Annotated in this window: 20 protein-coding genes; 9 read left to right on the top strand and 11 right to left on the bottom strand. The window is 63.1% G+C overall.

The genetic code is table 11. The features are described 5' to 3' along the window. Nucleotides 1-22 precede the first annotated feature (22 nt). The 6 genes from ACNFBR_RS11865 to ACNFBR_RS11840 all read left to right on the top strand — a co-directional run bounded on the left by ACNFBR_RS11865 (nt 23) and on the right by ACNFBR_RS11840 (nt 9,595). Entirely contained in the window at nt 23-1,360 is a 1,338-nt protein-coding gene (locus tag ACNFBR_RS11865) for an imelysin family protein (RefSeq protein ID WP_416735076.1), read from the top strand. Nucleotides 1,361-1,546: 186 nt separating this feature from the next. Further along, nucleotides 1,547-2,974 carry a di-heme oxidoredictase family protein gene (locus ACNFBR_RS11860; RefSeq protein ID WP_416735075.1) on the top strand — a complete coding sequence of 476 codons (1,428 nt, stop codon included), beginning with the start codon at nt 1,547-1,549 and terminating at the stop codon, nt 2,972-2,974. A 19-nt stretch (nt 2,975-2,993) separates the two neighbouring features. Continuing rightward, nucleotides 2,994-4,058 carry an imelysin family protein gene (locus ACNFBR_RS11855; RefSeq protein ID WP_416735074.1) on the top strand — a complete coding sequence of 355 codons (1,065 nt, stop codon included), beginning with the start codon at nt 2,994-2,996 and terminating at the stop codon, nt 4,056-4,058. 2 nt (nt 4,059-4,060) lie between these two features. Continuing rightward, nucleotides 4,061-5,158 (top strand): DUF1513 domain-containing protein, encoded by a 1,098-nt coding sequence (locus ACNFBR_RS11850; protein ID WP_416735073.1) that lies wholly within the window; start codon nt 4,061-4,063, stop codon nt 5,156-5,158. A gap of 231 nt (nt 5,159-5,389) precedes the next feature. Then, nucleotides 5,390-6,538 carry an efflux RND transporter periplasmic adaptor subunit gene (locus tag ACNFBR_RS11845; protein ID WP_416735072.1) on the top strand — a complete coding sequence of 383 codons (1,149 nt, stop codon included), beginning with the start codon at nt 5,390-5,392 and terminating at the stop codon, nt 6,536-6,538. Between the two features lie 12 nt (nt 6,539-6,550). Then, nucleotides 6,551-9,595 (top strand): multidrug efflux RND transporter permease subunit, encoded by a 3,045-nt coding sequence (locus ACNFBR_RS11840; protein ID WP_416735071.1) that lies wholly within the window; start codon nt 6,551-6,553, stop codon nt 9,593-9,595. A 169-nt stretch (nt 9,596-9,764) separates the two neighbouring features. Here ACNFBR_RS11840 and ACNFBR_RS11835 read toward each other — a convergent pair whose 3' ends face one another. The 5 genes from ACNFBR_RS11835 to colR form a co-directional block, all read right to left on the bottom strand. Continuing rightward, nucleotides 9,765-9,998 carry a hypothetical protein gene (locus tag ACNFBR_RS11835; RefSeq protein ID WP_416735070.1) on the bottom strand — a complete coding sequence of 78 codons (234 nt, stop codon included), beginning with the start codon at nt 9,996-9,998 and terminating at the stop codon, nt 9,765-9,767. After that, nucleotides 9,998-10,696, bottom strand: coding sequence for a lipopolysaccharide kinase InaA family protein (locus ACNFBR_RS11830; protein WP_012274031.1), 699 nt, complete (start codon nt 10,694-10,696; stop codon nt 9,998-10,000). The genes ACNFBR_RS11835 and ACNFBR_RS11830 overlap by 1 nt, the downstream gene beginning before the upstream one ends. A gap of 6 nt (nt 10,697-10,702) precedes the next feature. Further along, nucleotides 10,703-11,383, bottom strand: coding sequence for a class I SAM-dependent methyltransferase (locus ACNFBR_RS11825; RefSeq protein ID WP_019098319.1), 681 nt, complete (start codon nt 11,381-11,383; stop codon nt 10,703-10,705). A 107-nt stretch (nt 11,384-11,490) separates the two neighbouring features. Continuing rightward, nucleotides 11,491-12,801, bottom strand: a complete 1,311-nt coding sequence (locus ACNFBR_RS11820; RefSeq protein ID WP_416735069.1) for a sensor histidine kinase — start codon at nt 12,799-12,801, stop codon at nt 11,491-11,493. Next, nucleotides 12,791-13,474, bottom strand: coding sequence for a two-component system response regulator ColR (gene colR, locus ACNFBR_RS11815; RefSeq protein ID WP_003255215.1), 684 nt, complete (start codon nt 13,472-13,474; stop codon nt 12,791-12,793). The genes ACNFBR_RS11820 and colR overlap by 11 nt, the downstream gene beginning before the upstream one ends. 183 nt (nt 13,475-13,657) lie before the next feature. Here colR and ACNFBR_RS11810 point away from each other — a divergent pair, with 183 nt between their 5' ends. Continuing rightward, nucleotides 13,658-14,386 carry a phosphatase PAP2 family protein gene (locus ACNFBR_RS11810; protein ID WP_416735068.1) on the top strand — a complete coding sequence of 243 codons (729 nt, stop codon included), beginning with the start codon at nt 13,658-13,660 and terminating at the stop codon, nt 14,384-14,386. Between the two features lie 337 nt (nt 14,387-14,723). Here the strand turns inward: ACNFBR_RS11810 and groL are convergent, their stop codons facing one another. The 5 genes from groL to ACNFBR_RS11785 all read right to left on the bottom strand — a co-directional run bounded on the left by groL (nt 14,724) and on the right by ACNFBR_RS11785 (nt 19,420). Then, nucleotides 14,724-16,364 (bottom strand): chaperonin GroEL, encoded by a 1,641-nt coding sequence (gene groL / locus ACNFBR_RS11805; RefSeq protein WP_416735067.1) that lies wholly within the window; start codon nt 16,362-16,364, stop codon nt 14,724-14,726. Nucleotides 16,365-16,413: 49 nt separating this feature from the next. Further along, complete coding sequence (locus ACNFBR_RS11800) at nt 16,414-16,707, bottom strand: co-chaperone GroES (RefSeq protein WP_012274036.1); 294 nt, start codon at nt 16,705-16,707, stop codon at nt 16,414-16,416. A 243-nt stretch (nt 16,708-16,950) separates the two neighbouring features. Further along, nucleotides 16,951-17,412 (bottom strand): FxsA family protein, encoded by a 462-nt coding sequence (locus ACNFBR_RS11795; RefSeq protein WP_003251903.1) that lies wholly within the window; start codon nt 17,410-17,412, stop codon nt 16,951-16,953. A 65-nt stretch (nt 17,413-17,477) separates the two neighbouring features. Next, nucleotides 17,478-18,209: a HugZ family protein gene (locus ACNFBR_RS11790; RefSeq protein ID WP_416735066.1), complete on the bottom strand. Its 732-nt coding sequence runs from the start codon at nt 18,207-18,209 to the stop codon at nt 17,478-17,480. Nucleotides 18,210-18,409: 200 nt separating this feature from the next. Next, complete coding sequence (locus ACNFBR_RS11785) at nt 18,410-19,420, bottom strand: DUF481 domain-containing protein (RefSeq protein WP_416735065.1); 1,011 nt, start codon at nt 19,418-19,420, stop codon at nt 18,410-18,412. Between the two features lie 152 nt (nt 19,421-19,572). Here ACNFBR_RS11785 and ACNFBR_RS11780 point away from each other — a divergent pair, with 152 nt between their 5' ends. Both ACNFBR_RS11780 and ACNFBR_RS11775 read left to right on the top strand, forming a co-directional pair. After that, on the top strand, nt 19,573-19,926 hold the full coding sequence (locus tag ACNFBR_RS11780) for an MGMT family protein (protein WP_289514484.1): 354 nt from the start codon (nt 19,573-19,575) through the stop codon (nt 19,924-19,926). Between the two features lie 43 nt (nt 19,927-19,969). After that, nucleotides 19,970-21,517, top strand: a complete 1,548-nt coding sequence (locus ACNFBR_RS11775; RefSeq protein ID WP_416735064.1) for an AmpG family muropeptide MFS transporter — start codon at nt 19,970-19,972, stop codon at nt 21,515-21,517. Between the two features lie 115 nt (nt 21,518-21,632). Here the strand turns inward: ACNFBR_RS11775 and ACNFBR_RS11770 are convergent, their stop codons facing one another. Next, complete coding sequence (locus ACNFBR_RS11770; protein ID WP_416735063.1) at nt 21,633-22,877, bottom strand: MFS transporter; 1,245 nt, start codon at nt 22,875-22,877, stop codon at nt 21,633-21,635. Nucleotides 22,878-22,965 lie beyond the last annotated feature (88 nt).

The raw sequence follows: 22,965 nt of genomic DNA, 5'->3' as shown, positions 1-22,965 counted from the left end.
ACACGACGCAGGAAAACCAATAATGATTCGAATGCCTCTGGCCTCCGCCAGTCTGCTGGCCATTGCCATCGCCCTCGCCGGTTGCGGCGAAGGCAAGGACGAAAAAGCCGCCGCGCCGCAAGCCCAGGCACCTGCTGCCGCCAGCACCACCGCTGCTGCGCCAGGGGCTGTCGACGAAGCCGCCGGCAAAGCCGTGGTCAAGCATTACACCGAGATGGTCTACGCCGTGTACAGCGACTCGCTGAGCACCGCCAAGACGCTGCAGACCGCCATCGACGCCTTCCTGGCCAAGCCCAACGACGAAACCCTGAAGGCCGCCAAGGAAGCCTGGTTCGCCGCGCGCGTACCGTACCTGCAGAGCGAAGCGTTCCGCTTCGGCAACACCATCATCGACGACTGGGAAGGCCAGGTGAACGCCTGGCCCCTGGACGAAGGCCTGATCGACTACGTCGACAAGAGCTACGAGCACGCCCTGGGCAACCCGGCCGCCGGCGCCAACATCATCGCCAATACCGAGATCCAGGTGGGCGAAGAGAAGGTCGACGTCAAGGACATCACGCCTGAGAAACTGGCCAGCCTGAACGAGCTGGCTGGCTCCGAAGCCAACGTTGCCACCGGCTACCACGCCATCGAGTTCCTGCTCTGGGGCCAGGACCTGAACGGCACCGGCCCAGGCGCTGGCAACCGTCCGGCATCCGACTACCTGGAAGGCCAGGGCGCTACCGGCGGCCACAACGACCGCCGTCGCGCCTACCTGAAAGCGGTGACCGACCTGTTGGTCAGCGACCTCGAAGAGATGGTTGGCAACTGGGCACCGAACGTCGCCGACAACTACCGCGCCAAGCTGGAAGCCGAGCCGGTCAACGACGGCCTGCGCAAGATGCTGTTCGGCATGGGCAGCCTGTCGCTGGGCGAACTGGCTGGCGAACGCATGAAGGTTTCGCTGGAAGCCAACTCGCCGGAAGACGAGCAAGACTGCTTCAGCGACAACACCCACTACTCGCACTTCTACGACGCCAAGGGCATCCGCAACGTCTACCTGGGCGAGTACACCCGCCCGGACGGCACCAAGGTAAGCGGCCCGAGCCTGTCGTCGCTGGTCGCCAAGGTTGACCCGGCTACCGACGCCACCCTCAAGGCCGACCTGGAAGCCACCGAAGCCAAGATCCAGGTGATCGTCGACCACGCCCTCAAAGGCGAGCACTACGACCAGCTGATCGCCGCCGACAACGCTGCCGGCAACCAGATCGTGCGTGACGCCATCGCCGCCCTGGTCAAGCAGACCGGCTCGATCGAGCAGGCCGCGGGCAAGCTGGGTATTGCCAACCTGAACCCGGACACTGCGGATCACGAATTCTGATCCTGCTGTAGCGGTGCTGGAAAAGGCGGCCTTCGGGCCGCTTTTTTTGTTTCCCGCCGGTGCAGCACATGAAAATGCTGGCATTTCACATCCCTTTCACCCAGGTAATTGCAAATTGCTCTTATTCAAGAGCCGCTGGCCTGCTAAGCTTGCACGCCGGTTTTTCGTCCACGCCCAGGATTTTGCATGTCCTTGTCGCTGTTCCGACTATCCCCCCTGCTGCTGGCCTTTGCCCTCGCCGCCTGTGACGACGCCCCGCGTTTCACCCAGGCCGAGCCTGGCGAAGCGTTGTCCGCCGGCAAGGCAACCGTGCAGCGCACTGACCGCAACGCCTATTCCCTGCCTTCGGCCAACCTCTCGCCCGAGCGGCGCGTGGACTTCGCCGTAGGCAACAGCTTCTTTCGCAACCCCTGGGTGATCGCCCCGTCCACCACAACCGCCCGCGACGGCCTGGGCCCGCTGTTCAATACCAACGCCTGCCAGAACTGCCATGTGCGCGATGGCCGTGGTCACCCGCCAGAGCCGGGCAACAGCAACGCGGTGGGCATGCTGGTGCGCCTGTCGATCCCCGACCAGCCTTACCTGGCCAAAGTGATCGAGCGCCTCGGCGTGGTGCCGGAGCCGGTGTATGGCACCCAGTTGCAGGACATGGCCATCCCCGGCGTGGCGCCGGAAGGCAAAGTACGGGTGAGCTACACCAGCGAAACGGTAACGTTCAAGGACGGGCACCAGGTCGAGCTGCGCAAACCGGCTCTGCAGATCACCCAGCTCGGCTACGGCGTCATGCACCCCGACACGCGCTTTTCGGCGCGAGTGGCACCGCCGATGATCGGCCTGGGCCTGCTTGAAGCCATCCCCGAAGCCGACCTGCTGGCCAACGAAGACCCGGACGACCGCAACCGCGACGGCATTCGCGGGCGGGCCAACCGCGTGTGGGACGACGCCCAGGGCAAGACCGTGATCGGCCGCTTCGGCTGGAAAGCCGGGCAGCCCAACGTCAACCAGCAGAACGTGCACGCCTTTGCCGGCGACATGGGCCTGACCAGCACCCTGCAGCCCAACGACGATTGCACCCCGGCACAAACCGACTGCCTGGCTGCGCCAAACGGCGACGGTGCCGATGGCGAGAAAGAAGTCAGCGACAACATCTTGCGCCTGGTCACCTTCTACACCCGCAACCTGGCTGTGCCGGCCCGCCGCAACGTGGGCTCGCCCCAAGTACTGGCAGGCAAGAACCTGTTCTACCAGGCCGGCTGCCAGGGTTGCCACACACCGCAGTTCACCACCGCCGCCGATGCCAGCGAAGCAGAGTTGGCCAACCAGGTCATTCGCCCCTACAGCGACCTGCTGCTGCATGACATGGGCCCTGGCCTGGCCGACGAGCGCACCGAATTCGCCGCCAACGGCCAGGACTGGCGAACCCCGCCCCTGTGGGGCATCGGCCTGAGCGAAACGGTCAGTGGCCACAGCCAGTTCCTGCATGACGGCCGCGCCCGCAACCTGCTCGAAGCCGTGCTCTGGCACGGTGGCGAAGCCGAGGCGGCACGCAACTTCGTGCTCACATTCAATGCCGAGCAGCGCGCTGCGCTGCTGGCGTTCCTGAACTCACTTTAAACGCGCAAAGGAGCCGGGCATGTTCCGACCCAAACTGTTGTTCACCAGCCTCGCCGCACTCGCCCTCGGAGCCTGCTCGCCGCAGGACCCGCAAGCTGTGACCTCCGCCGCCATCGCCAAGCAGGTGATCCTGCCTACCTACAGCCGCTGGGTCGAAGCCGACCGCACGCTGGCAGCCAGCGCCCTGGCCTACTGCGAAGGCAAAGAGTCCCTGGACAAGGCCCGCGCCGACTTCCTCAACGCGCAAAAAGCCTGGGCAGAGCTGCAACCGCTGCTGGTCGGCCCATTGGCCGAAGGCAACCGCGCCTGGCAGGTTCAGTTCTGGCCCGACAAGAAAAACCTGGTCGGCCGCCAGGTCGAGCAGTTGATCAACGCTGACAAGCCGGTCGATGCTGCTTCCCTGGGCAAGGCCAGCGTGGTGGTCCGTGGCCTGTCGGCCTACGAGTACATCCTGTTCGACAGCAAGCCGGACATCGCCACCGCCGAACAGAAAGCCCGCTACTGCCCGCTGCTGGTGGCCATCGGTGAACACCAGAAGGTCTTGGCCGAGGAGATCCTCAAGAGCTGGAACAGCACCGACGGCATGCTGTCGCAGATGACCAAGTTCCCCAACCAGCGCTACGCCGACTCCCACGAGGCCATCGCCGACCTGCTGCGTTCCCAGGTCACCGCCCTGGACACCCTGAAGAAGAAGCTGGGTGCGCCGATGGGTCGCCAGAGCAAGGGTATCCCGCAGCCGCTGCAGGCCGAAGCCTGGCGCAGCCACTCCTCGCTGAAGAGCCTGGAAGCCACCCTCAAGGCTGCCGAAACCGTCTGGGTCGGGGTCGACAACCAGGGCCTGCGCGGCTTGCTGCCCAGCGATCAGAAAGCGCTGGCGGACAAGATCGACGCCGCCTACGCTACTTCGCTCAAATTGCTCGCCGACAACCAGAAAACCCTCGGTGAGCTGCTGGCCGACGACGCTGGTCAGCAAACCCTCAACCAGATCTACGACAGCCTCAATGCCGTCCACCGCTTGCACGAAGGCGACCTGGCCAAGGCGTTGAACATCCAGCTGGGCTTCAATGCCAACGACGGTGACTGATCATGCTGCGACGCCAGGCACTCAAAATCGGTAGCGTATTGCTCAGCGCCCTCACCCTGGGCGGCTGGAGCCTGTTCCGCAACAAAGGCAGCGAACCCTTGCTGCTCTCGGCGCGTGACGACGGCGAAGGCAAGCACTATGCCGTCGGTTTCCGCCTGGACGGCACCCAGGTATTCAGTACCCAGGTCGCCCAGCGTTGCCATGCCATCATCCACCACCCCGAGCAGCCAATCGCCCTGTTCGTCGCCCGCCGCCCCGGTACCGAAAGCTACCTGGTCGACCTGCGCGACGGGCGCCTGCTGCAAACCGTGGTCTCGCAGCCAAACCGGCACTTCTACGGCCATGCCGTGGTGCACAAGGGCGGTGAATGGCTGTATGCCACCGAGAACGACACCACCGACCCAGGGCGCGGTGTGCTTGGCGTGTACCGCTTCGACGGTGAGCGCCTGGTGCACACTGGCGAGATCCCGACCCATGGCATCGGCCCGCACGAGGTCGCCTGGCTGCCCGACGGCGAAACGCTGGTCGTGGCCAATGGCGGCATTCGCACCGAAGCCGAAAGCCGGGTGGAGATGAACCTCGATGCCATGCAGCCGAGCCTGGTGCTGATGCAGCGCGACGGCACCCTGTTGAGCAAGGAAACCCTGGCCCAGCAGATGAACAGCGTGCGCCACCTGGCGGTGGGCAGCGATGGCACCATCGCCGCCTGCCAGCAGTTCATGGGCGATGCCGATGAAACGGCCGAATTGCTGGCGATCAAGCGCCCAGGCGAGCCGTTCAAGGCCTTCCCGGTGCCGGAGCGGCAGCTACAGGCCATGGCCCAGTACACCGCCAGCGTCGCCATCCACAGCGAGCTGCGGCTGGTAGCGCTGACTGCGCCGCGGGCCAACCGCCTGTTCGTCTGGGACCTGGATAGCGGCGCGGTGCGGCTGGATGCCCCAATGCCCGATTGCGCGGGGGTGGGTGCGGTGAAGGATGGGTTTGTCGTCACCTCTGGCCAGGGCCGCTGCCGGTTCTACGATTGCCGCAAGGCCGAACTGATCGGGCAACCGATGAATCTGCCGTCCGGTTTCTGGGACAACCACCTGCATCTCGTCTGATTTTTCTGCTGCCTCCACCGGCCTCTTCGCGGGCTCGCCCGCTCCCACAGGGACCACGCAACCCACTGACTGCGCGGTCCCTGTGGGAGCGGGCAAGCCCGCGAACAGGCCAGCACAGGCACTGCACTCCCCTTACAGCAAAAAACAGTCAATAATTCTCCCAGCCACGTGGGCAGGATCGCCCGTTTTCGTGTCCAAACGAATAACAACCACATCCAAGGAACCGGACCTATGCTGCGCCGCCGCATGCTCATCATGTTGGCTGTGGTTCTGCTGATCGTGCTGGCCCTGGGGGGCTACAAGGCGTTTTCGATCTACCAGCAGATCCAGATGTTCACTGCCCCCAAGCCGCCGATCACCGTAGCCGCGGCAGTGGCCGAACAGCGCCAGTGGCAAGAGCGCCTGCCCGCCGTCGGCAGCCTCAAGGCACTGCAGGGTGTTGATCTGAGCCTGGAAGTGGAAGGCATCGTCAAATCCCTGCACTTCGACTCAGGTCAGCAGGTCAAGGCCGGCCAACTGCTGTTGCAACTCAACGACGACCAGGAAACCGCCCTGCTCGGCACCGCCCAGGCCGACCTGGGCCTGGCCAAGGTCGATTTCGGCCGTGGCAGCCAGTTGGTCGGCGACTCGGCCATCTCCCGTGGCGAGTTCGACCGCCTCACCACGCAGTACCGCCGCAACCAGGCCGTGGTCGAGCAGCTCAAGGCGCAGAAGATCAAGAAAAGCATCAACGCACCGTTCAGCGGCACCATCGGCATCCGCCAGGTGGACATTGGCCAATACCTGGCCGCCGGCACGGTGATCGCTACCCTGCAGGACACGTCCAGCCTGTACGTCGACTTCAACGTACCGGAACAGGCCCTGCCACGCCTGAGCCTGGGCCAACAGGTGCTGGTGCAAGTGGCCGCCTACCCGGGCCAGACCTTCCCCGCCAGCCTCAGCGCCATCAACCCCAAGGTCGAGGAAGCCACGCGCAACCTGTTGGTACGCGCGACCATGGCCAACCCTGACGGCAAACTGCTGCCGGGCATGTTCGCCAGCCTGTTGATCCTGCTGCCCAACCCACAACCGAAAGTGGTGGTGCCGGAAAGCGCCATTACCTACACCCTGTACGGCAACTCGGTGTATGTCGCCTCGCCGAAAAAAGACCAGGAAGGCAAGCCGGAAGACGACGACCACGGCCAACCCCAGCTGGTCGCCGAACAACGTACCGTGCAGACCGGTGAGCGCCGAGACGGCGTGGTGGTGGTCAGCAAAGGCCTGCAAGCCGGGGAACAAGTGGTCACCGCCGGGCAGCTGAAACTCACCCCCGGTGCCGCGATACGCATCGGCCAGGACAACGCCCTCAAGCCCGAACCGGGCGCAGCGGCCAAGGACTGACAGGAGGCTGGCATGGCGTTCACCGACCCGTTCATCCGCCGCCCGGTGCTGGCCAGCGTGGTCAGCCTGCTGATCCTGCTGCTGGGCTTCCAGGCCTGGAACAAGCTGCAAATCCGCCAGTACCCGCAAATGGAAAACGCCCTGATCACGGTAACCACCGCCTACCCTGGGGCCAACGCCGAAACCATCCAGGGCTACATCACCCAGCCGCTGCAGCAAAGCCTGGCCAGCGCCGAAGGCATCGACTACATGACCTCGGTGAGCCGGCAAAACTTCTCGATCATTTCCATCTACGCACGCATTGGTGCCGACAGCGACCGGCTGTTCACCGAACTGCTGGCCAAGGCCAATGAAGTGCGCAACAAGCTACCCCAGGACGCCGAGGACCCGGTACTGAGCAAAGAAGCCGCCGATGCCTCGGCGCTGATGTACGTGAGCTTCTACAGCAAGGAAATGAGCAACCCGCAAATCACCGACTACCTGTCGCGGGTGATCCAGCCCAAGCTGGCCACGTTGCCGGGCATGGCCGAGGCGGAAATCCTCGGTAACCAGGTGTTCGCCATGCGGCTGTGGCTGGACCCGGTGAAACTGGCCGGTTTCGGCCTGTCGGCCACCGACGTGACCAATGCCGTGCGCCGCTACAACTTCCTCTCCGCCGCTGGCGAGGTGAAGGGCGAATACGTGGTCACCAGTATCAACGCCAGTACCGAACTGAAGTCGGCCGAGGCGTTCGCCGCGCTGCCGGTCAAGACCAGCGGTGACAGCCGCGTGCTGCTCGGCGATGTGGCGCGGGTCGAGATGGGCGCGGAAAACTACGACACGGTTAGCTCATTCGACGGCACCCCGTCGGTGTACATCGGCATCAAAGCCACGCCGGCCGCCAACCCGCTGGACGTGATCAAGGAAGTGCGGCGCATCATGCCCGAGCTGGAAAGCCAACTGCCCTCGGCGCTGAAAGTGTCGATTGCCTACGACGCCACGCTGTTCATCCAGGCCTCCATCGACGAAGTGATCAAGACCCTCGGCGAAGCGGTGCTGATCGTCATCGTGGTGGTGTTCCTGTTCCTCGGCGCCCTGCGCTCGGTGCTGATCCCGGTGGTGACCATACCGTTGTCGATGATTGGTGTACTGTTCTTCATGCAGATGATGGGCTACTCGCTCAACCTGCTGACCTTGCTGGCCATGGTCCTGGCCATCGGCCTGGTGGTGGACGATGCCATTGTCGTGGTGGAAAACATCCATCGGCACATGGAGGAAGGCAAGTCGCCGTTCGACGCGGCCCTTGAGGGGGCCCGTGAAATCGCCATGCCGGTGGTGTCGATGACCATCACCCTGGCTGCCGTGTATGCCCCCATCGGCTTCCTCACCGGCCTCACCGGCGCGCTGTTCAAGGAGTTCGCCCTGACCCTGGCCGGGGCGGTGATCATTTCCGGTATCGTTGCGCTTACCCTGTCACCGATGATGTGCGCCCTGCTGCTGCGCCAGGAGCAGAACCCCAGCGGCCTGGCCCACCGCCTCGACCAACTGTTCGAACGCCTGAAGGTGCGCTACCAGCACTTGTTGCACGCCACCCTCGACAGCCGGCCGGTGGTACTGGTGTTTGCCGTGATCATCCTGTGCCTGATCCCGGTGCTGCTCAAGTTCACCCAGAACGAACTGGCGCCCAACGAGGACCAGGGGGTGATCTTCATGATGAGCAGCTCGCCGCAACCGGCCAACCTCGATTATCTCAACGCCTACACCGACCAGTTCACACCGCTGTTCAAGACCTTCCCCGAGTATTACTCGTCGTTCCAGATCAACGGCTTCAATGGTGTACAGACCGGCATTGGTGGTTTCCTGCTCAAGCCCTGGAACGAGCGCGAGCGCACGCAGATGGAGCTGCTGCCGCTGGTGCAGGCCAAACTCGAAGAAATCGGCGGCCTGCAGATCTTCGGCTTCAACCTGCCCTCGCTGCCCGGCACCGGCGAGGGCTTGCCGTTCCAGTTCGTGATCAATACCGCCGGCGACTACCCCGCACTGCTGGAAGTGACCCAGCGCATCAAGGCGCGCGCCCAGGAATCGGGCAAGTTCGCCTTCCTCGATGTCGACCTTGCCTTCGACAAGCCCGAGGTGGTGGTGGATATCGACCGAGCCAAGGCGGCGCAGATGGGGGTGTCGATGGACACCCTCGGCGGCACCCTGGCGACCTTGCTGGGTGAAGCGGAAATCAACCGCTTCACCCTTGAGGGCCGCAGCTACAAGGTAATTGCCCAGGTTGAACGGCTATACCGCGACAACCCCGGCTGGTTGAACAACTATTACGTCAAGAACGACCAAGGCCAATTGCTGCCGCTGTCGACCCTGATCACCCTCACCGACCGCGCTCGCCCACGCCAGCTCAACCAGTTCCAGCAACTGAACTCGGCGATCATCCAGGGCGTGCCCATGGTCAGCCTGGGTGAAGCGCTGAAGACCGTGCAGGACATCGCCCGCGAAGAAGCCCCGGAAGGCTTCGCCTTCGACTATGCCGGCGTGGCCCGCCAGTATGTACAGGAAGGTAGCGCGTTGTGGGTAACCTTTGGCCTGGCGCTGGCGATCATCTTTCTGGTGCTGGCGGCGCAGTTCGAAAGCTTCCGCGACCCGCTGGTGATTCTGGTGACGGTGCCGTTGTCGATCTGTGGCGCGCTGCTACCGCTGTTCCTCGGCATATCGAGCATGAACATCTACACCCAGGTCGGGTTGGTGACCTTGATCGGCCTGATCAGCAAGCACGGCATTCTCATTGTCGAGTTCGCCAATCAGTTGCGTGAAGAGCGCGGTTTGAGCGTGCGCGAGGCAATCGAGGAAGCGGCGGCAATTCGCCTGCGGCCGGTGCTGATGACCACGGCGGCGATGGTGTTCGGCATGGTGCCGCTGATTCTGGCGACCGGAGCTGGGGCGGTCAGCCGCTTTGACATCGGTACGGTGATTGCCACCGGGATGTCGATTGGCACGTTGTTTACCCTGTTCGTGTTGCCTTGTATCTACACCCTGTTGTCGCACAAAGCGAAAGCCAAGGAGCCTGCAATAGCCTGATCCGGCCTCTTCGCGGGCTTGCCCGCCCCCACAGAGACAGCACCGCTACCGAGACTGGCGCAGTACCTGTGGGAGCGGACAAGCCCGCGAAGAGGCCCGCACTGCAGATACAAAAATGCCAGAGGCCTCGCAACTGCAAGGCCTCTGGCATTTCTAGCTAACGCAGGGCTCAACCGAATGGCCGCAACCCCTGACGCAGGCCAAACAGGAACAGCAACAGGTCCTGATCAGGCGCAACCTGTGCCTGTTGCTGCGGTTTCGCTTCCCGCGGCAATGGGCACTGGTCGGCCATCTCAGCCTTGCTGAACACATTCGGCCTCGGCTCTTCCCAGGCAGCCACTGCCACGGTGGTCACCGCCAGGCCAGCTACCAGGAACAAAGCTCGAGCTATTTCTAGTTTCATTACTCTAACCCTTTGACAGCGCTGCCAAACGCCATCTTGTAAAAGTAGAGCAGCGTCTGCCATTCCGCGTCATTGATCGACGAATGGCGGCGCAGCTGGCGCAGGTCGTTACCTGCCGCACGCTGGCAGCTGATGCGCCGCCGGCACTTTTCCAGGTCCAGCAGGGCCACCTCGACGCGGGCCTGCTCACCCTCGCCAATCACCTTGATGAACACGTGCTTGCCATAGAGGCAGCCGTGCTGCCAGTGGCCCAGGTGCATGCGCGCCAGGTTGTCCGCCAGGTCCTTGAGCATGCGCTCATGCACCACCTGCGGGTAACGCTCGCGGGCACCTTCGGCATGCCAGGTATCGAGTTCGACAAAGCCGTCCAGCGCCTCGCTGACCAGCAGCGCACGCCACTGGTGGTCGGCATCGCGCTCGGCACCGCAAAAGACGATGCGCGGTACACGCACACCCAGTTGCTCGAAGCTGTTCAGCGCATCGAGTTCACGCAATACGGTCGGCCGGCCGAAAGGGTGCAGCAGGCTACGGTAGATATGCCCGACCTGGCGCTTGGCGTACAGCAGCTTGCCATTGGCATCGTTGAGGCGTTGCACGCCACTCTCGCCGCCACGGCGCTGGTTAGGCTCCTCGACCCACTCGCCTTGCTGGCGCCAGTAAAAATCGAACCGCGACTCCCCTCTCTGGGCTACAGCCATCAAACACTACCCCTTACGCAATACGTAGACCCGCCACATGGCATAGAACGGCAGGAAGTCGAGGCGTTCCTGGATTCTGAAGCCGGCGGCCCTGAATTCTTCTTCGACCGTTTCGGCTGGTAACACGAAACGGTTCTGGTAATTGTCCTGTTCGGCCTTGGCGCTGCGGCGCTGCTCCAGCTTTTTCCGGCGCCAGGCCTTGAAATTGCCATCCACCCACAGGGACAGGATCACACTATCACGGCTAACCCGCTGAAATTCCGAAAGAATGGTCTTTCGGTGCGCCGATTCGCCAATGTGGTGGAACAGACGCATACAGAAAATGCTGTCCACGGAATTGTCCGGCAGATCAATGGCAAATGCCGAAGTCTGCAAAGGGCGTACCCGTGCCACCACCTCTGGCGGTTGCGCGGCACAGGCTGTCTCGATCATCGCTTCGGAGTTGTCGGCACCGATGATCACCCGGTTGGGCTTTTCTGCCAGCAGCGGCCAGAAACGGCCGGCACCGCATGGCAGGTCCAGTACCAGGCCAGGCTCGCCAGCCAGTGCCAGGGCGCGACGCGCCAGCTGCTCATCTCGCTTGTGGGAAAGGCGTCGCGCCAGGCCGTCCTGGTGCTTGAGAAAGTACTCTCGCGCATGGTCTTTGTCGTACTTCTCGGAAAATTCAAGCTTGATGGGGCTACGCATTGGCTATCTCCTGACTCCATTGCGAGCACATTAGGTATGCAAGCGTTGGAATCAGGTCATGCCAATGTGAAAAAAACGTTGAGCGCCATTCGACCTGTTACAACAGATTACTCGGCCAACCTGTGTGGGTCGCCCTGGCCCGTTGTGTTGCTCAGGTCCACCCGAAAGCGGCAACCATGCGGCAAGGTGGATGTCAGGGTGACATGCCAGCCCTGGTCGTCACAGATTCGCTGCACCAACGACAGGCCCAGGCCCAGGCCCTCGCCACGCCGCTCATCACCCCGCACGAACGGTTTGAACATCGCCTCGCGCTGCTCTTCGGGGATGCCCACGCCGCTGTCCTCGACACTGAAGCCGTTGGCTTCCAGGCTCAGGCGGATGTATCCGCCGTCGGTGTAGTGCGCCGCATTGCGCAGCAGGTTGCCCATTACCGACTGCAGGAAGGTGGCGTTGTACAGCACCGGGCTGGCGCTGACACGGCCATCGAAATACAGCGTGAGGCCCTTCTGCTCGATGGTGTCGCGCCATACACCGATAAGCTCGTCGGCCACTTCACGCAGGGTCGCTTGCGATGCCACCGCGCCCTCGTCGCGCTGCGCACGGGCCAGCATCAGGAAGGTTTTGACCAGCTCGCGCATTTCCTCCGTGGCCCGCGCCACGCGCTCTACCTGGCTGCGCGCACGGGTGTCGAGGTTGGGGTTTTCCATCAGCAGCTCGCAGGAAGTCGCCAGCACCATCAACGGCGTGCGCAGCTCGTGGCTGACGTCGCTGGTGAACAGCCGTTCGCGGGTCAGCGCGTCGCGCAGGCGGCCCAGGGTGTCGTCGAAAGCCACTGCCAGCTGGCCGACTTCGTCCGCCGCATAGTCCGGCGCCAGTGGGGGCGCCAGGCCCAGCAGCTGGTCGCGGTGGCGCACCTGGCGGGCCAGGCGGATGACCGGCGCCATGACCCGACGTGCCACCAGCCAGCCGAGGATCACCGCCAGCACCAGGCTGAGCACGAAGCCCACCACCACCACCGCGAACAGCACGCGCTCGCGCTCTTCGAAGTCGCTCTGGTCCTGCAGCAGTACATAGCGGCGGCCATCGACGATCTCGACCATGGCGTGGTACGACAGTTGGTCGCGAAACACCTCGTGGAAGCCGCGGTCGAGGTGACGCAGGTCCTTGGGCAGCTCGAAGTCGTCACGCCCGCCGCTGAAGTAGAACAGCTGGTCGGGGCGCGGCCGGTGGCTCCAGTCACCGACACTGTCCATGCGCAGTAGGCGCTGCAGGTCGCCGCCCAGCACCGAGGAAATCAACCGCTCTTCCACCAGGTGCACGGTGGCGACGATGCCGAAGGCGAAAGCCCCGGCCACCAACGCGCTCATCAGCGCAAAAGCGATGATGATGCGCTGGGCAAGGCTTTGCTTAAACTCCATCGCGGCCCTCGGCGAGGCGATAGCCGACGCCATGGACGGTATGCAGCAAGGGTTTTTCAAACGGTTTGTCGATCACCTGGCGCAGCTGGTGCACATGGCTGCGCAGGCTGTCGCTGTCAGGGCAGTCGTCGCCCCACAGGGCTTCTTCCAGCACCTCGCGGCGCAGGACGTGCGGGCTTTTCTGCATCAACACCGCCAGCAACTTGAGGCCGACCGGGTTGAGCTTGAGCAGGCGGCCCTGACGAGTAACTTCGAGGGTATCGAGGTCGTAGCTGAGGTCCGCCACCTGCAGGGTACGGCGCCCGCCGCCCTGGGCACGGCGCAACACCGCCTCGATGCGTGCCGCCAGTTCCGACAGAGCAAACGGCTTGAGCAGGTAGTCGTCGGCACCGGAGCGGAAGCCTTGCAGGCGGTCATCCAGTTGGTCACGGGCAGTGAGCATGATCACCGGCGTGTCGCGGCGGGCGTCCTCGCGCAGGCGCTTGCACAGGGTGTAGCCATCGATGCCGGGCAGCATGATGTCGAGCACGATCAGGTCGTAGTGTTCGGTGGCGGCCAGGTGCAGGCCGGAAAGACCATCCTGGGCACAGTCGACGGTGTAGCCCTTCATGCCCAGGTAATCGGCCAGGTTGGCCAGGATATCGCGGTTGTCTTCAACCAAAAGAATGCGCATCGGTTTCTCCTGTGCGGCGCTTCTCGCTGTAGTGCGCGGCAGGCGCAGCTTAAGGCCTATGCCTGCACGGTGCCAGCCCTTGGGAAAATTCACCGCACTTGACGGTTTTTTCACTGATCCTTCACGGACACAGGATAGCGGGCGGCCGACAATGCCCGATCTTTTTCGCGCCCTGGAGCCGTCATGCAGCAACGCACCCGCCCTCGCCCGATCAACTTCTGGCTGTACCTGGGGGTTCCCCTGGCGACCGCGCTGGCCTTGATCCTGCTGGAGTTGACTTCAGTCGACATGGACGTCGCCAACCTGTTCTTCGACCCCGCTGCCGGGCAGTTCATTGGCCGTCACAGTTACCTGCTGGAAAACATCCTGCATGACCGGGTCAAGCAAGTGGTGATCCTGCTGGGCGTGCTGTCGCTGCTGACCTTTGCCGCTAGCTTCTTCGTGAAGCGCCTGTACGGCTGGCGCCGCGAACTGGGCTGTCTGGTGTTGGCGCTGGGCTTGTCCACGGCGTTTGTCACACCGCTGAAAAAGGTTACCCAGGTGCAGTGCCCGTGGAGCCTGACCCAGTTTGGCGGCAGCGAGACCTACAGCAAGCTGCTGGAGCCACGGCCGGCTACCGATAAACCTGGGCTGTGCTGGCCAGGTGGGCATGCGGCGACCGGGTTCTGCCTGTTCGGCCTGTTCTTCATGTTGCGTGATCGTAAGCCGCGGTTGGCACGAGTGGCGTTTGTGCTGGCCTTGGTGGCCGGGTCGGTGCTGTCGGTGGGCAGGATGATGCAGGGGGCGCACTTCTTGTCGCACAACCTGTGGACGGCGGTGTTCTGCTGGTTGATCGGGTTGGGGTCGTATTACCTTGTGCTGTATCGGCGGGGGGTGGCTGAGGTGCCTGTGGTTGAGCGTAGCGTCGCCTGAGCCAGGGGCCTGTCTTGAGTTTGATGTGGTGCGTAAACCGAGCGCCGCCCGCGCGGCGCATCGCGAGCGAAGCTCGCTCCTACGTTTGTTTCGGGCCAATTATGCCTGGGGGAGTTGCGCGCGAACGCCTTGGCGCATGGCGCGATAGCGCGTCGTACAAACCAGGCGGTCGCGCGCGCCTGCCACAGGCGATACTGGCCGAAACAAATGTAGGAGCGAGCTTCGCTCGCGATGCGCCGCGCGGGCGGCGCTCGATCTCGCAGGCGCCACATAACCCACGCCAAGCAAAAAGCCCCGGCTCTCGCGAACCGGGGCTTTTTCATGGTGCAGGGCTGGCTTACATCATGCCGCCCATGCCACCCATGCCGCCCATGTCAGGCATGCCAGCAGCTGGCTTGTCTTCCGGCAGGTCGGCAACCATGGCTTCGGTGGTGATCATCAGACCGCCGATCGAAGCTGCAGCTTGCAGAGCCGAACGGGTGACCTTGGCTGGGTCCAGGATACCCATCTCGATCATGTCGCCGTATTCGCCGGTAGCAGCGTTGTAGCCGAAGTTGCCCGAACCTTGCTTGACCTTGTCAGCAACCACGCTTGGCTCGTCGCCGACGTTGGCAGTGATCTGGCGCAGCGGAGCTTCAACAGCGCGACGCAGCAGGGCGATACCGACGTTCTGGTCTTCGTTGTCGCCTTTCAGGTCAGCAATGGCCGCCAGGGCGCGAACCAGGGCAACACCACCGCCAGGCACCACGCCTTCTTCAACGGCTGCACGGGTAGCGTGCAGGGCGTCTTCAACGCGGGCTTTCTTCTCTTTCATTTCAACTTCGGTGCCAGCACCGACCTTGATCACGGCAACACCGCCAGCCAGCTTGGCCAGACGCTCTTGCAGCTTCTCACGGTCGTAGTCCGAGGAAGTTTCTTCGATCTGGGCACGGATCTGCTTCACGCGAGCTTCGATCTCGGTGTCAGCGCCAGCACCGTCGATGATGGTGGTGTTTTCCTTGGACAGGATCACGCGCTTGGCGTTACCCAGGTGCTCCAGGGTAGCGGTTTCCAGGGACAGGCCGATTTCTTCGGAGATGACCTGGCCGCCAGTCAGGACGGCGATGTCCTGCAGCATGGCCTTGCGGCGGTCGCCGAAGCCCGGGGCCTTGACCGCAGCAACCTTGACGATGCCGCGCATGTTGTTGACGACCAGGGTAGCCAGCGCTTCGCCTTCGACGTCTTCGGCAACGATCAGCAGTGGGCGGCCGGCCTTGGCAACGGCTTCCAGAACTGGCAGCAGCTCACGGATGTTGGAGATTTTCTTGTCGACCAGCAGCAGCAGCGGGCCTTCCAGCTCGGCAACCATGGTGTCCGGCTTGTTGACGAAGTACGGCGACAGGTAGCCACGGTCGAACTGCATGCCTTCTACGACGGACAGTTCGTTTTCCAGGCCCGAGCCTTCTTCAACGGTGATCACGCCTTCTTTACCGACTTTTTCCATGGCTTCGGCAATGATGTTGCCGATGGAGTCGTCAGAGTTGGCGGAGATGGTACCTACCTGGGCGATGGCCTTGGAGTCGGCGCATGGCTTGGACAGGTTCTTCAGCTCGGCGACGACGGCAGCGGTGGCCTTGTCGATACCGCGCTTGAGGTCCATCGGGTTCATGCCGGCAGCGACGGCTTTCAGGCCTTCGTTGACGATGGCCTGAGCCAGAACGGTAGCGGTGGTGGTGCCGTCACCGGCAGCGTCGTTGGCCTTGGAAGCTACTTCCTTGACCAGCTGGGCGCCCATGTTTTCGAAGGCGTCTTTCAGCTCGATTTCTTTGGCGACGGAAACGCCGTCCTTGGTGATGGTCGGCGCGCCGAAGCTCTTGGCCAGCACCACGTTACGGCCTTTCGGGCCCAGGGTCGCTTTTACCGCGTCAGCCAGAACGTTGACACCAACCAGCATTTTCTTACGAGCGGAATCGCCGAATTTTACGTCTTTAGCAGCCATGATCGTTTAATCCTTGGAATTCTTTGGAGTAACGGGAAGTCAGGGGAAATCAGCCTTCGATAACGGCGAGGATTTCGTTTTCGGCCATGACCAGCAGGTCTTCGCCATCGACTTTCACGGTGTTGCTGCCCGAGTAAGGGCCGAAAACCACTTTGTCACCCACTTTCACGGCCAGCGCGCGAACTTCGCCGTTTTCCAGGATGCGACCGGTGCCGACGGCAACAACTTCGCCGCGGTTTGGTTTTTCAGCGGCCGAACCCGGCAGGACGATACCGCCAGCGGTTTTCGATTCTTCTTCGCTGCGACGGATAACGACGCGGTCATGCAGAGGACGAAGCTTCATTGTCGATCTCTCCCAAATTGTGGTTTTCATCGGCCGGTATCGACACCGGCGGGTTGATGCTGTCCGGCGTTGCCGGGAAGTGGCCCGCAATGGGCGAACCACCTGTGTCATGTCTGGCGTTGCCACCAGAAACCTTGCGGTGACCACATACATGAGGCCGCCATATTCAATTACAAGGCTTGATATACAAAATTTTTCATCAGGCCGAAAAAGACCGGGGCCGCTTGCGCGGCCCCGGGCATTTTACTTGTCGCGACGCTCGTACTCGCCCTCGATCACGTTCGGGCGATGGCCGCCATCACGCGGCTGCGCCTGGAACGGATCATCCTGGAACGCACGCTGACGCATGGCCTGTGCCTCGGCACGCTCACGCATCTTGCGCGCCGCCAGGCGGCGAGTGAACGGCAGCAGGCACAGCACGCCCAGCACATCGCTGATGAAGCCCGGCAGCAGCAGCAGGCCGCCACCCACGGCCAGCATCATGCCCTGGAACATGTCCTCGGCGGGCAATTCGCCACGCTGCAGGCTTTCGCGGGCGCGCAGTGCGGTGGCCAGGCCGGCCACCCGCATCACCAGCACACCCAGGGCGGAGCCGGCGATGATCAGCAGCAACGCCGGGAAAAACCCGATTGCCGCGCTGACCTTCACGAAGACGAACAGCTCCAGCACAGGAAAAATCAGAAACAGCAGTAGAAAAGCACGCATCAAGGGTTCCTCGACGGAAGATGACCTTCCAATAAGACCTCAAATGGATGCCTGCGCTGCAGATTTCAACCCTCGACCTGCGTCTCAGTTGGCCATTGGTCGGCGCGCGCCAGTAAAACCAAGGCTTCGCGGACTTGTGTCGGCGTGTTGCAAGGAGCTGGGAAAGGCAACCAGTACACGGCCTGACCGATGCGCAGGTGCATGCCTTCGCTGTCTACCCCGACCATCTGCGCCGGCGCGTGCCGCGGCAGGTCGGTCAGCTCGACGTAATGGGCGATGGCGTTGGCGTGATCGCTGTTCATGTGTTCGACCATGCTCGCCTCGGCCTTGCCGGCAAACGGGTTGCCCAGGGTGACCTGGTCGAGCCAGTGGATTGCGCCGAAGCCGCCGATGTAGCGGTGGCGCACCGGCTGCAACACCCAGAAATCGAAGTCGTGGGCCTTGTGGTAGTTGGCCGCGTCGGGGAAATAGCGGTAGTAGCGCTCGGCAGCCGCTTCGATGGTGGCTTCGTCGACCAGCTTGTGCGCCTCGGCCATCACGGTCAGGCGCCCCACGGCCTGCACATCCTCGGCCTCGCGCTCACCCACCAGTAGTGAGCACTTCGGGTCTTTCTGCAGGTTGTGGGTGTGCTGGGCGATGCGGCTGATGAGGATCAGCGGGTTGCCCTGGGCGTCCAGGCAGTACGGAACGACCGAGCCGAAGGGGTAACCGGGCATCGACTTGGAATGGGTCGAGAGCACGCCGCGGTACTCCTTGAGCAGCAGTTCCCGGGCGGGGCGGATGGCGTTGATACTCACTTGAGGGCGGCTCCTGGCGGACTGGATGAGGGACAAGATAAGCATTATCAGCTTCGTCTGCCACTGACCTGCATGCACATCCAATCCCCCGTAGGAGCAGCCTTGTGCTGCGAAGAGGCCATCAGCCTCGCAGCATTCAGTTTGCCGGGCCGCCCTTTCGCAGCACAAGGCTGCTCCTACAAAGGGTTGCGCAAGGCCCCTTACCAGGTAACGCCAAAGCCCGCGGTATAGCGGGTCTTGTCCAGGTCACTCTCACGTGTGCCGGTGATGATGTCCTTCTCCGCCTTGAGGTTGAGCGAGGCCCATTCGGTGACCTTGTAGCGCAAGCCGACCTCGGCATCCAGCGAGTAGTCGGCCACGCCACCCAGTGGCTTGGCGAACTCGCCGTTGGTGAACAACTGCACATTCTTGCCGATCAGGTAACGGGTGTAGTCCCACTTCACCGCTGCGGAATAGAAGTTGTCCTTGGAGCCGTCCTGGTACTCGAAGTCAGTGCGGTTGATCAGCGAGCCCAGCGAGAACGCGCCCAGTTCGTCGTCCCAGAACTGGTAACCCGGGCCGGTACCGATGGTACGCTGGCGGGCCAGGTCTTCGATGCGGTCGCGCTTGTATTCCGCACGCCCCTGCCAGAACCACTTCTCGGTCATGAAGCGGTCCAGCGCGTACTCGGCGCTCCAGTTGTCGGTGGTGGTGACGTCGTCCTTGGTCTCGCGGTTATATTCGCCTTCGGCGTTGTGCCGCCAACGGCCATGGCGGGCGGTGGTCTTGAAACCTACGTCGTAATCGTCGGTGTCGTTCTCGGCGCGCTTGTAGTCCAGCGCCACATCGACGTTGCCTTTCCACACGAAGTCCTCGACCAGTGGCTTGGGCTTCATGATCTGCTCGATGCTGGCCAGCTCCACAGTCTTGGGCGCCTCGCCATTGGCCAGGGTTACCTTGCCAGGCTCGGCGGCCTTCAGCGACTTGGCCTTTTCCCCGGTGTAGGCGTCCTGCTTGACCAGCATCTCCTGGTCGCTTTCCAGGGTCTGGACCTCTTTCCAGTCCAGTGCGATGGACCCGCCATAAGGGGTTTCCAGCAGCAGCTTGCCGCCGTCGAAGACTTTGATCTTGCCGCTGAGCCGGTCACCGTTCTTCATCCACACGGTGTCGGCAAACACCGGAGAGGCACACAGGGAAGCAGCTAGCAGGCACAACATGGATCTAGTATTCATAAGCGGACTACGGGTTCGATTTGACGAAAAAAGCCGGGCATTATCCAGATACCAGCGACCAGAGCAAGGACAGACCGAGCACATGCCGTTGAGTTCAACTCTCATTTGCCTGACCACCGGTCCGGTTTCATCTGCAGCCCAAGGGGGGCGTGATGTCTGATGGATATGAGCACGCCCTCGATTCCGCCGAGGGCCGACGAACGGCGCTATATTCAGTGCTTGGGCAGGTGCCGCCCGGCAAAGTGGTGAGCTATGGCCAACTGGCCGAACTGGCGGGGCTTGGCCGTGCGGCGCGTTGGGTTGGCCGCACCCTCGGGCAATTGCCTGCGGACACGCGCCTGCCCTGGCACCGTGTGCTCGGCGCAGGCGGTCGGCTGAGCCTGGCGCTGGGGACCCCGTCGGGGGATGAACAACGGGCGCGACTGCGCGCGGAGGGCGTGAATGTAACCAACAATCGTGTGGATATGACGCGCCATGGCTGGCGCCCAATGGAGCACAGCGGTTAGAGTGCGCGCTTTGTTTTCGCAAACTTGAGGCAGATGTTGGCCCATGCCCCGTAAAACCTGGCGCGCTGCGCTTGCTGCCTATGCCAGCCCGTCAACCTTGGTACTTTTGCTACTCGGTTTCGCCGCCGGCCTGCCCTACATGCTGGTGTTCTCGACCCTGTCGGTGTGGTTGCGCGAAGCCGGCGTGGCCCGTGAAACCATTGGTTACGCCAGCCTGATCGGCCTGGCCTACGCCTTCAAGTGGGTGTGGTCGCCGCTGCTCGACCAATGGCGCCTGCCACTACTCGGTGGCCTGGGGCGTCGCCGCTCATGGCTGCTGTTGTCGCAGGCGCTGGTGGTGATCGGCTTGGTCGGCATGAGCCTGTGCGACCCGCAACAACACCTGTCATGGCTGATCGCCATGGCTGTGCTGGTGGCCTTCGCCTCGGCGACCCAGGACATCGCTGTGGACGCCTACCGCCTGGAAATCGCCGACGACCAGCGCCAGGCCGCACTCGCTGCCAGCTACATGGCTGGCTACCGGGTGGCTGCCCTGCTGGCCACAGCCGGCGCGCTGTTCTTTGCCGAGTGGTTTGGCTCCACCGGTTTCAGCTACCTGCACAAGGCCTGGGCCGGCACCTACGTGATGTTCGGGGTCATGATGCTACCCGCCCTGTTCACCACCCTGGTCATGCGCGAACCGCCAGTGCCCCTGCGTACCCAGCTGTCAGCCGCGCGCTACGGGCTGGTGCACCAGATGGCCTCGGTGTTCGTGCTGATCATCCTGCTGGTGTCGGTACCGGCCAGCTTCACCCAGATGTTCAATACTGGCTGGTCCAGCGTGATCTCCGGGGATGCCACACCGCTCGACCTGCTGCTGGAAGATCGCGCTTTCCTGCGCCTGATCCTTTACGTGCTGCTGACCTGGGCGTGCCTGTCGAGCCTCGGCCGCCGTGGCCTGGCCCCGGTGCTGACACCGGTCAACGACTTCATCGCCCGCTACCGCTGGCAGGCACTGCTGCTGCTGGGCCTGATTGCCACCTATCGCATGTCGGATACGGTGATGGGCGTAATGGCCAACGTGTTCTACATCGACATGGGCTTCACCAAGGACCAGATCGCCAGCGTCAGCAAGATCTTCGGCCTGATCATGACCCTGGTCGGCGCCGGGGTCGGCGGCCTGCTGATCGTGCGCTTCGGGATCATGCCGATCCTGTTCATCGGCGGCGTAGCCTCGGCCGGTACCAATATCCTGTTCCTGATGCTGGCCGACATGGGCCCGAACCTGGAAATGCTGGTGGTGACCATCTCGCTGGACAACTTCAGCTCGGGCATGGCTACCTCGGCCTTTGTCGCCTACCTGTCGAGCTTGACCAACCTGAAGTTCTCGGCCACCCAGTACGCGCTGCTGAGCTCGATCATGCTGCTGTTGCCGCGGCTGATCGGCGGGTATTCGGGGGTGATGGTGGAGAAGTTCGGTTACCACGACTTCTTCCTGATTACCGCTTTGCTGGGCGTGCCTACGCTGATTCTGATCGCCTTGCAGTGGCGCCAGGAGGCTGGACGGGGGACCCCGGTGGCAGAGGAGAATTCAGCGGCCGAGCGGCCCTGAAGGTCTTGTATCGCCTGTGCCGGCCTCTTCGCAGCGCAAGGCTGCTCCTACAAGCGATCGCGCGCCCTGTAGGAGCAGCCTTGCGCTGCGAAGAGGCTGGCACAGGCCATAGCAATTACTGAGCGACAGCCCCTTCCCCAGGCCGCCCGCCTACCACGAACCACAGCGGCCACAACGCCAACGCCCCCGCCACACTCGCCGCCAAGGCAAAGTGCAGCAAGCTGGCACCGGCGCCAATCATCGCCAGCAGCGCCCCGCCCAGCCCCAGCAGGGCAATGGTGATCATCCCCAGCATGGCCGAAACCAGGCCCTTGCTCTGCTCGCTGGAGAACAACGTCATGCGGTAAAGCACCGCGTTGGCCACACCCAACCCCAGGGCGTACAGCGACATGCCCGCCACCACACTGGTCACGCTCGGCCAGTACCAGGTTGCCAGCACCATCAGGCACAAGCCGGCCAGATACGGCCACAGCGCGCCACGCACCAGGGCCGGCAGCGGGTAGCGGTCAGCGATACGGTTGATGATCAGGTTGCCGAGAATCAGCCCGCCAAACACTGGCAGCTGCCACAAGGCGTATTCCAGGGTGCTCAACCCCTCATCGTGAATCAGCAGCACCGGCGACAGGCCGATCCAGCCAATCAGCGGCAAGCCAACCAGGCCTAGGGCGGCGCTACCGGCAACGAAGCGGCGGTTGCCCAGCAGTTGGCCGTAGCCCGCCAGCAGAGGCAGCAGGTGGATCGGTGTGAATGCCAGGCGTGAACCGTCGCGCCGTTCCACGCCCAGGGTTTCCGGCATCAGGCGGTACAACAGCAGCCAGGCCAGCACCGCGCCGATGGCGAAGGCCACGAACAGCCAGCGCCAGTCCAGCCATTGCAGCAGCAAGGTGCCCACCAGTGGCCCGAGCAGTGGCGACAGCAGGGCGATATTGGCCAGCAGGGCCATCATGCGCACCGCGTCGGCCTCACTGAAGGCTTCGTTCAGGGCCGGGTAGCTGACCGTGACCACGAAGCCCAGGCCAATACCCTGCAACAGGCGCAGCAGGTTGAACAGGCCAATGTCATGGACCCAGAAGGTGGCCAGGCAGGCCACGCCGAAGAACGCGCAGCCGGCCAGAAGCAGCGGACGCCGGCCATAACGGTCGGCCAGAGGGCCAATCAACCATTGCAGTACCACACCGCCCAGCAAGTACAGGTTGAGGGCATGGGGGATGTATTCGGGGCTGGCGTTCAGGTCGCCGACCACGACCGGCATGGCCGGCATGACCGCGTCGCTGGCCAGATAGGTCAGCAGCTCGAACAGGGCCAGGGTCAAGCCGAACAGCAAGGCTCGCAGAGGGGTGATGTAAAGCAGTGGTTTCATGATGGCGTATCGGGTGTGGCAGGTGGGGTCAGGCTATATGCCAGAAATGGCGGGATAGTGCTGTGAACAAGTGTAATCAAGACAGGAA

This window comes from Pseudomonas sp. NY11955 (assembly GCF_048068035.1).
Taxonomy (GTDB): Bacteria; Pseudomonadota; Gammaproteobacteria; order Pseudomonadales; family Pseudomonadaceae; genus Aquipseudomonas.
Note: the sequence above shows the minus strand (reverse complement) of the source record. Positions and strands in the feature narration are given on the sequence as shown.

Coding starts and splice junctions, on each gene's coding strand:
- colR (WP_003255215.1), bottom strand. CDS start 13,474: ATGCGCATTCTTTTGGTTGAAGACAACCGCGATATCCTGGCCAACCTG.
- ACNFBR_RS11770 (WP_416735063.1), bottom strand. CDS start 22,877: ATGAAACCACTGCTTTACATCACCCCTCTGCGAGCCTTGCTGTTCGGC.
- ACNFBR_RS11860 (WP_416735075.1), top strand. CDS start 1,547: ATGTCCTTGTCGCTGTTCCGACTATCCCCCCTGCTGCTGGCCTTTGCC.
- ACNFBR_RS11780 (WP_289514484.1), top strand. CDS start 19,573: ATGTCTGATGGATATGAGCACGCCCTCGATTCCGCCGAGGGCCGACGA.
- ACNFBR_RS11865 (WP_416735076.1), top strand. CDS start 23: ATGATTCGAATGCCTCTGGCCTCCGCCAGTCTGCTGGCCATTGCCATC.
- ACNFBR_RS11800 (WP_012274036.1), bottom strand. CDS start 16,707: ATGAAGCTTCGTCCTCTGCATGACCGCGTCGTTATCCGTCGCAGCGAA.
- ACNFBR_RS11855 (WP_416735074.1), top strand. CDS start 2,994: ATGTTCCGACCCAAACTGTTGTTCACCAGCCTCGCCGCACTCGCCCTC.
- ACNFBR_RS11820 (WP_416735069.1), bottom strand. CDS start 12,801: ATGGAGTTTAAGCAAAGCCTTGCCCAGCGCATCATCATCGCTTTTGCG.
- ACNFBR_RS11830 (WP_012274031.1), bottom strand. CDS start 10,696: ATGGCTGTAGCCCAGAGAGGGGAGTCGCGGTTCGATTTTTACTGGCGC.
- ACNFBR_RS11775 (WP_416735064.1), top strand. CDS start 19,970: ATGCCCCGTAAAACCTGGCGCGCTGCGCTTGCTGCCTATGCCAGCCCG.
- ACNFBR_RS11845 (WP_416735072.1), top strand. CDS start 5,390: ATGCTGCGCCGCCGCATGCTCATCATGTTGGCTGTGGTTCTGCTGATC.
- ACNFBR_RS11825 (WP_019098319.1), bottom strand. CDS start 11,383: ATGCGTAGCCCCATCAAGCTTGAATTTTCCGAGAAGTACGACAAAGAC.
- ACNFBR_RS11850 (WP_416735073.1), top strand. CDS start 4,061: ATGCTGCGACGCCAGGCACTCAAAATCGGTAGCGTATTGCTCAGCGCC.
- ACNFBR_RS11795 (WP_003251903.1), bottom strand. CDS start 17,412: ATGCGTGCTTTTCTACTGCTGTTTCTGATTTTTCCTGTGCTGGAGCTG.
- groL (WP_416735067.1), bottom strand. CDS start 16,364: ATGGCTGCTAAAGACGTAAAATTCGGCGATTCCGCTCGTAAGAAAATG.
- ACNFBR_RS11840 (WP_416735071.1), top strand. CDS start 6,551: ATGGCGTTCACCGACCCGTTCATCCGCCGCCCGGTGCTGGCCAGCGTG.
- ACNFBR_RS11810 (WP_416735068.1), top strand. CDS start 13,658: ATGCAGCAACGCACCCGCCCTCGCCCGATCAACTTCTGGCTGTACCTG.
- ACNFBR_RS11835 (WP_416735070.1), bottom strand. CDS start 9,998: ATGAAACTAGAAATAGCTCGAGCTTTGTTCCTGGTAGCTGGCCTGGCG.
- ACNFBR_RS11785 (WP_416735065.1), bottom strand. CDS start 19,420: ATGAATACTAGATCCATGTTGTGCCTGCTAGCTGCTTCCCTGTGTGCC.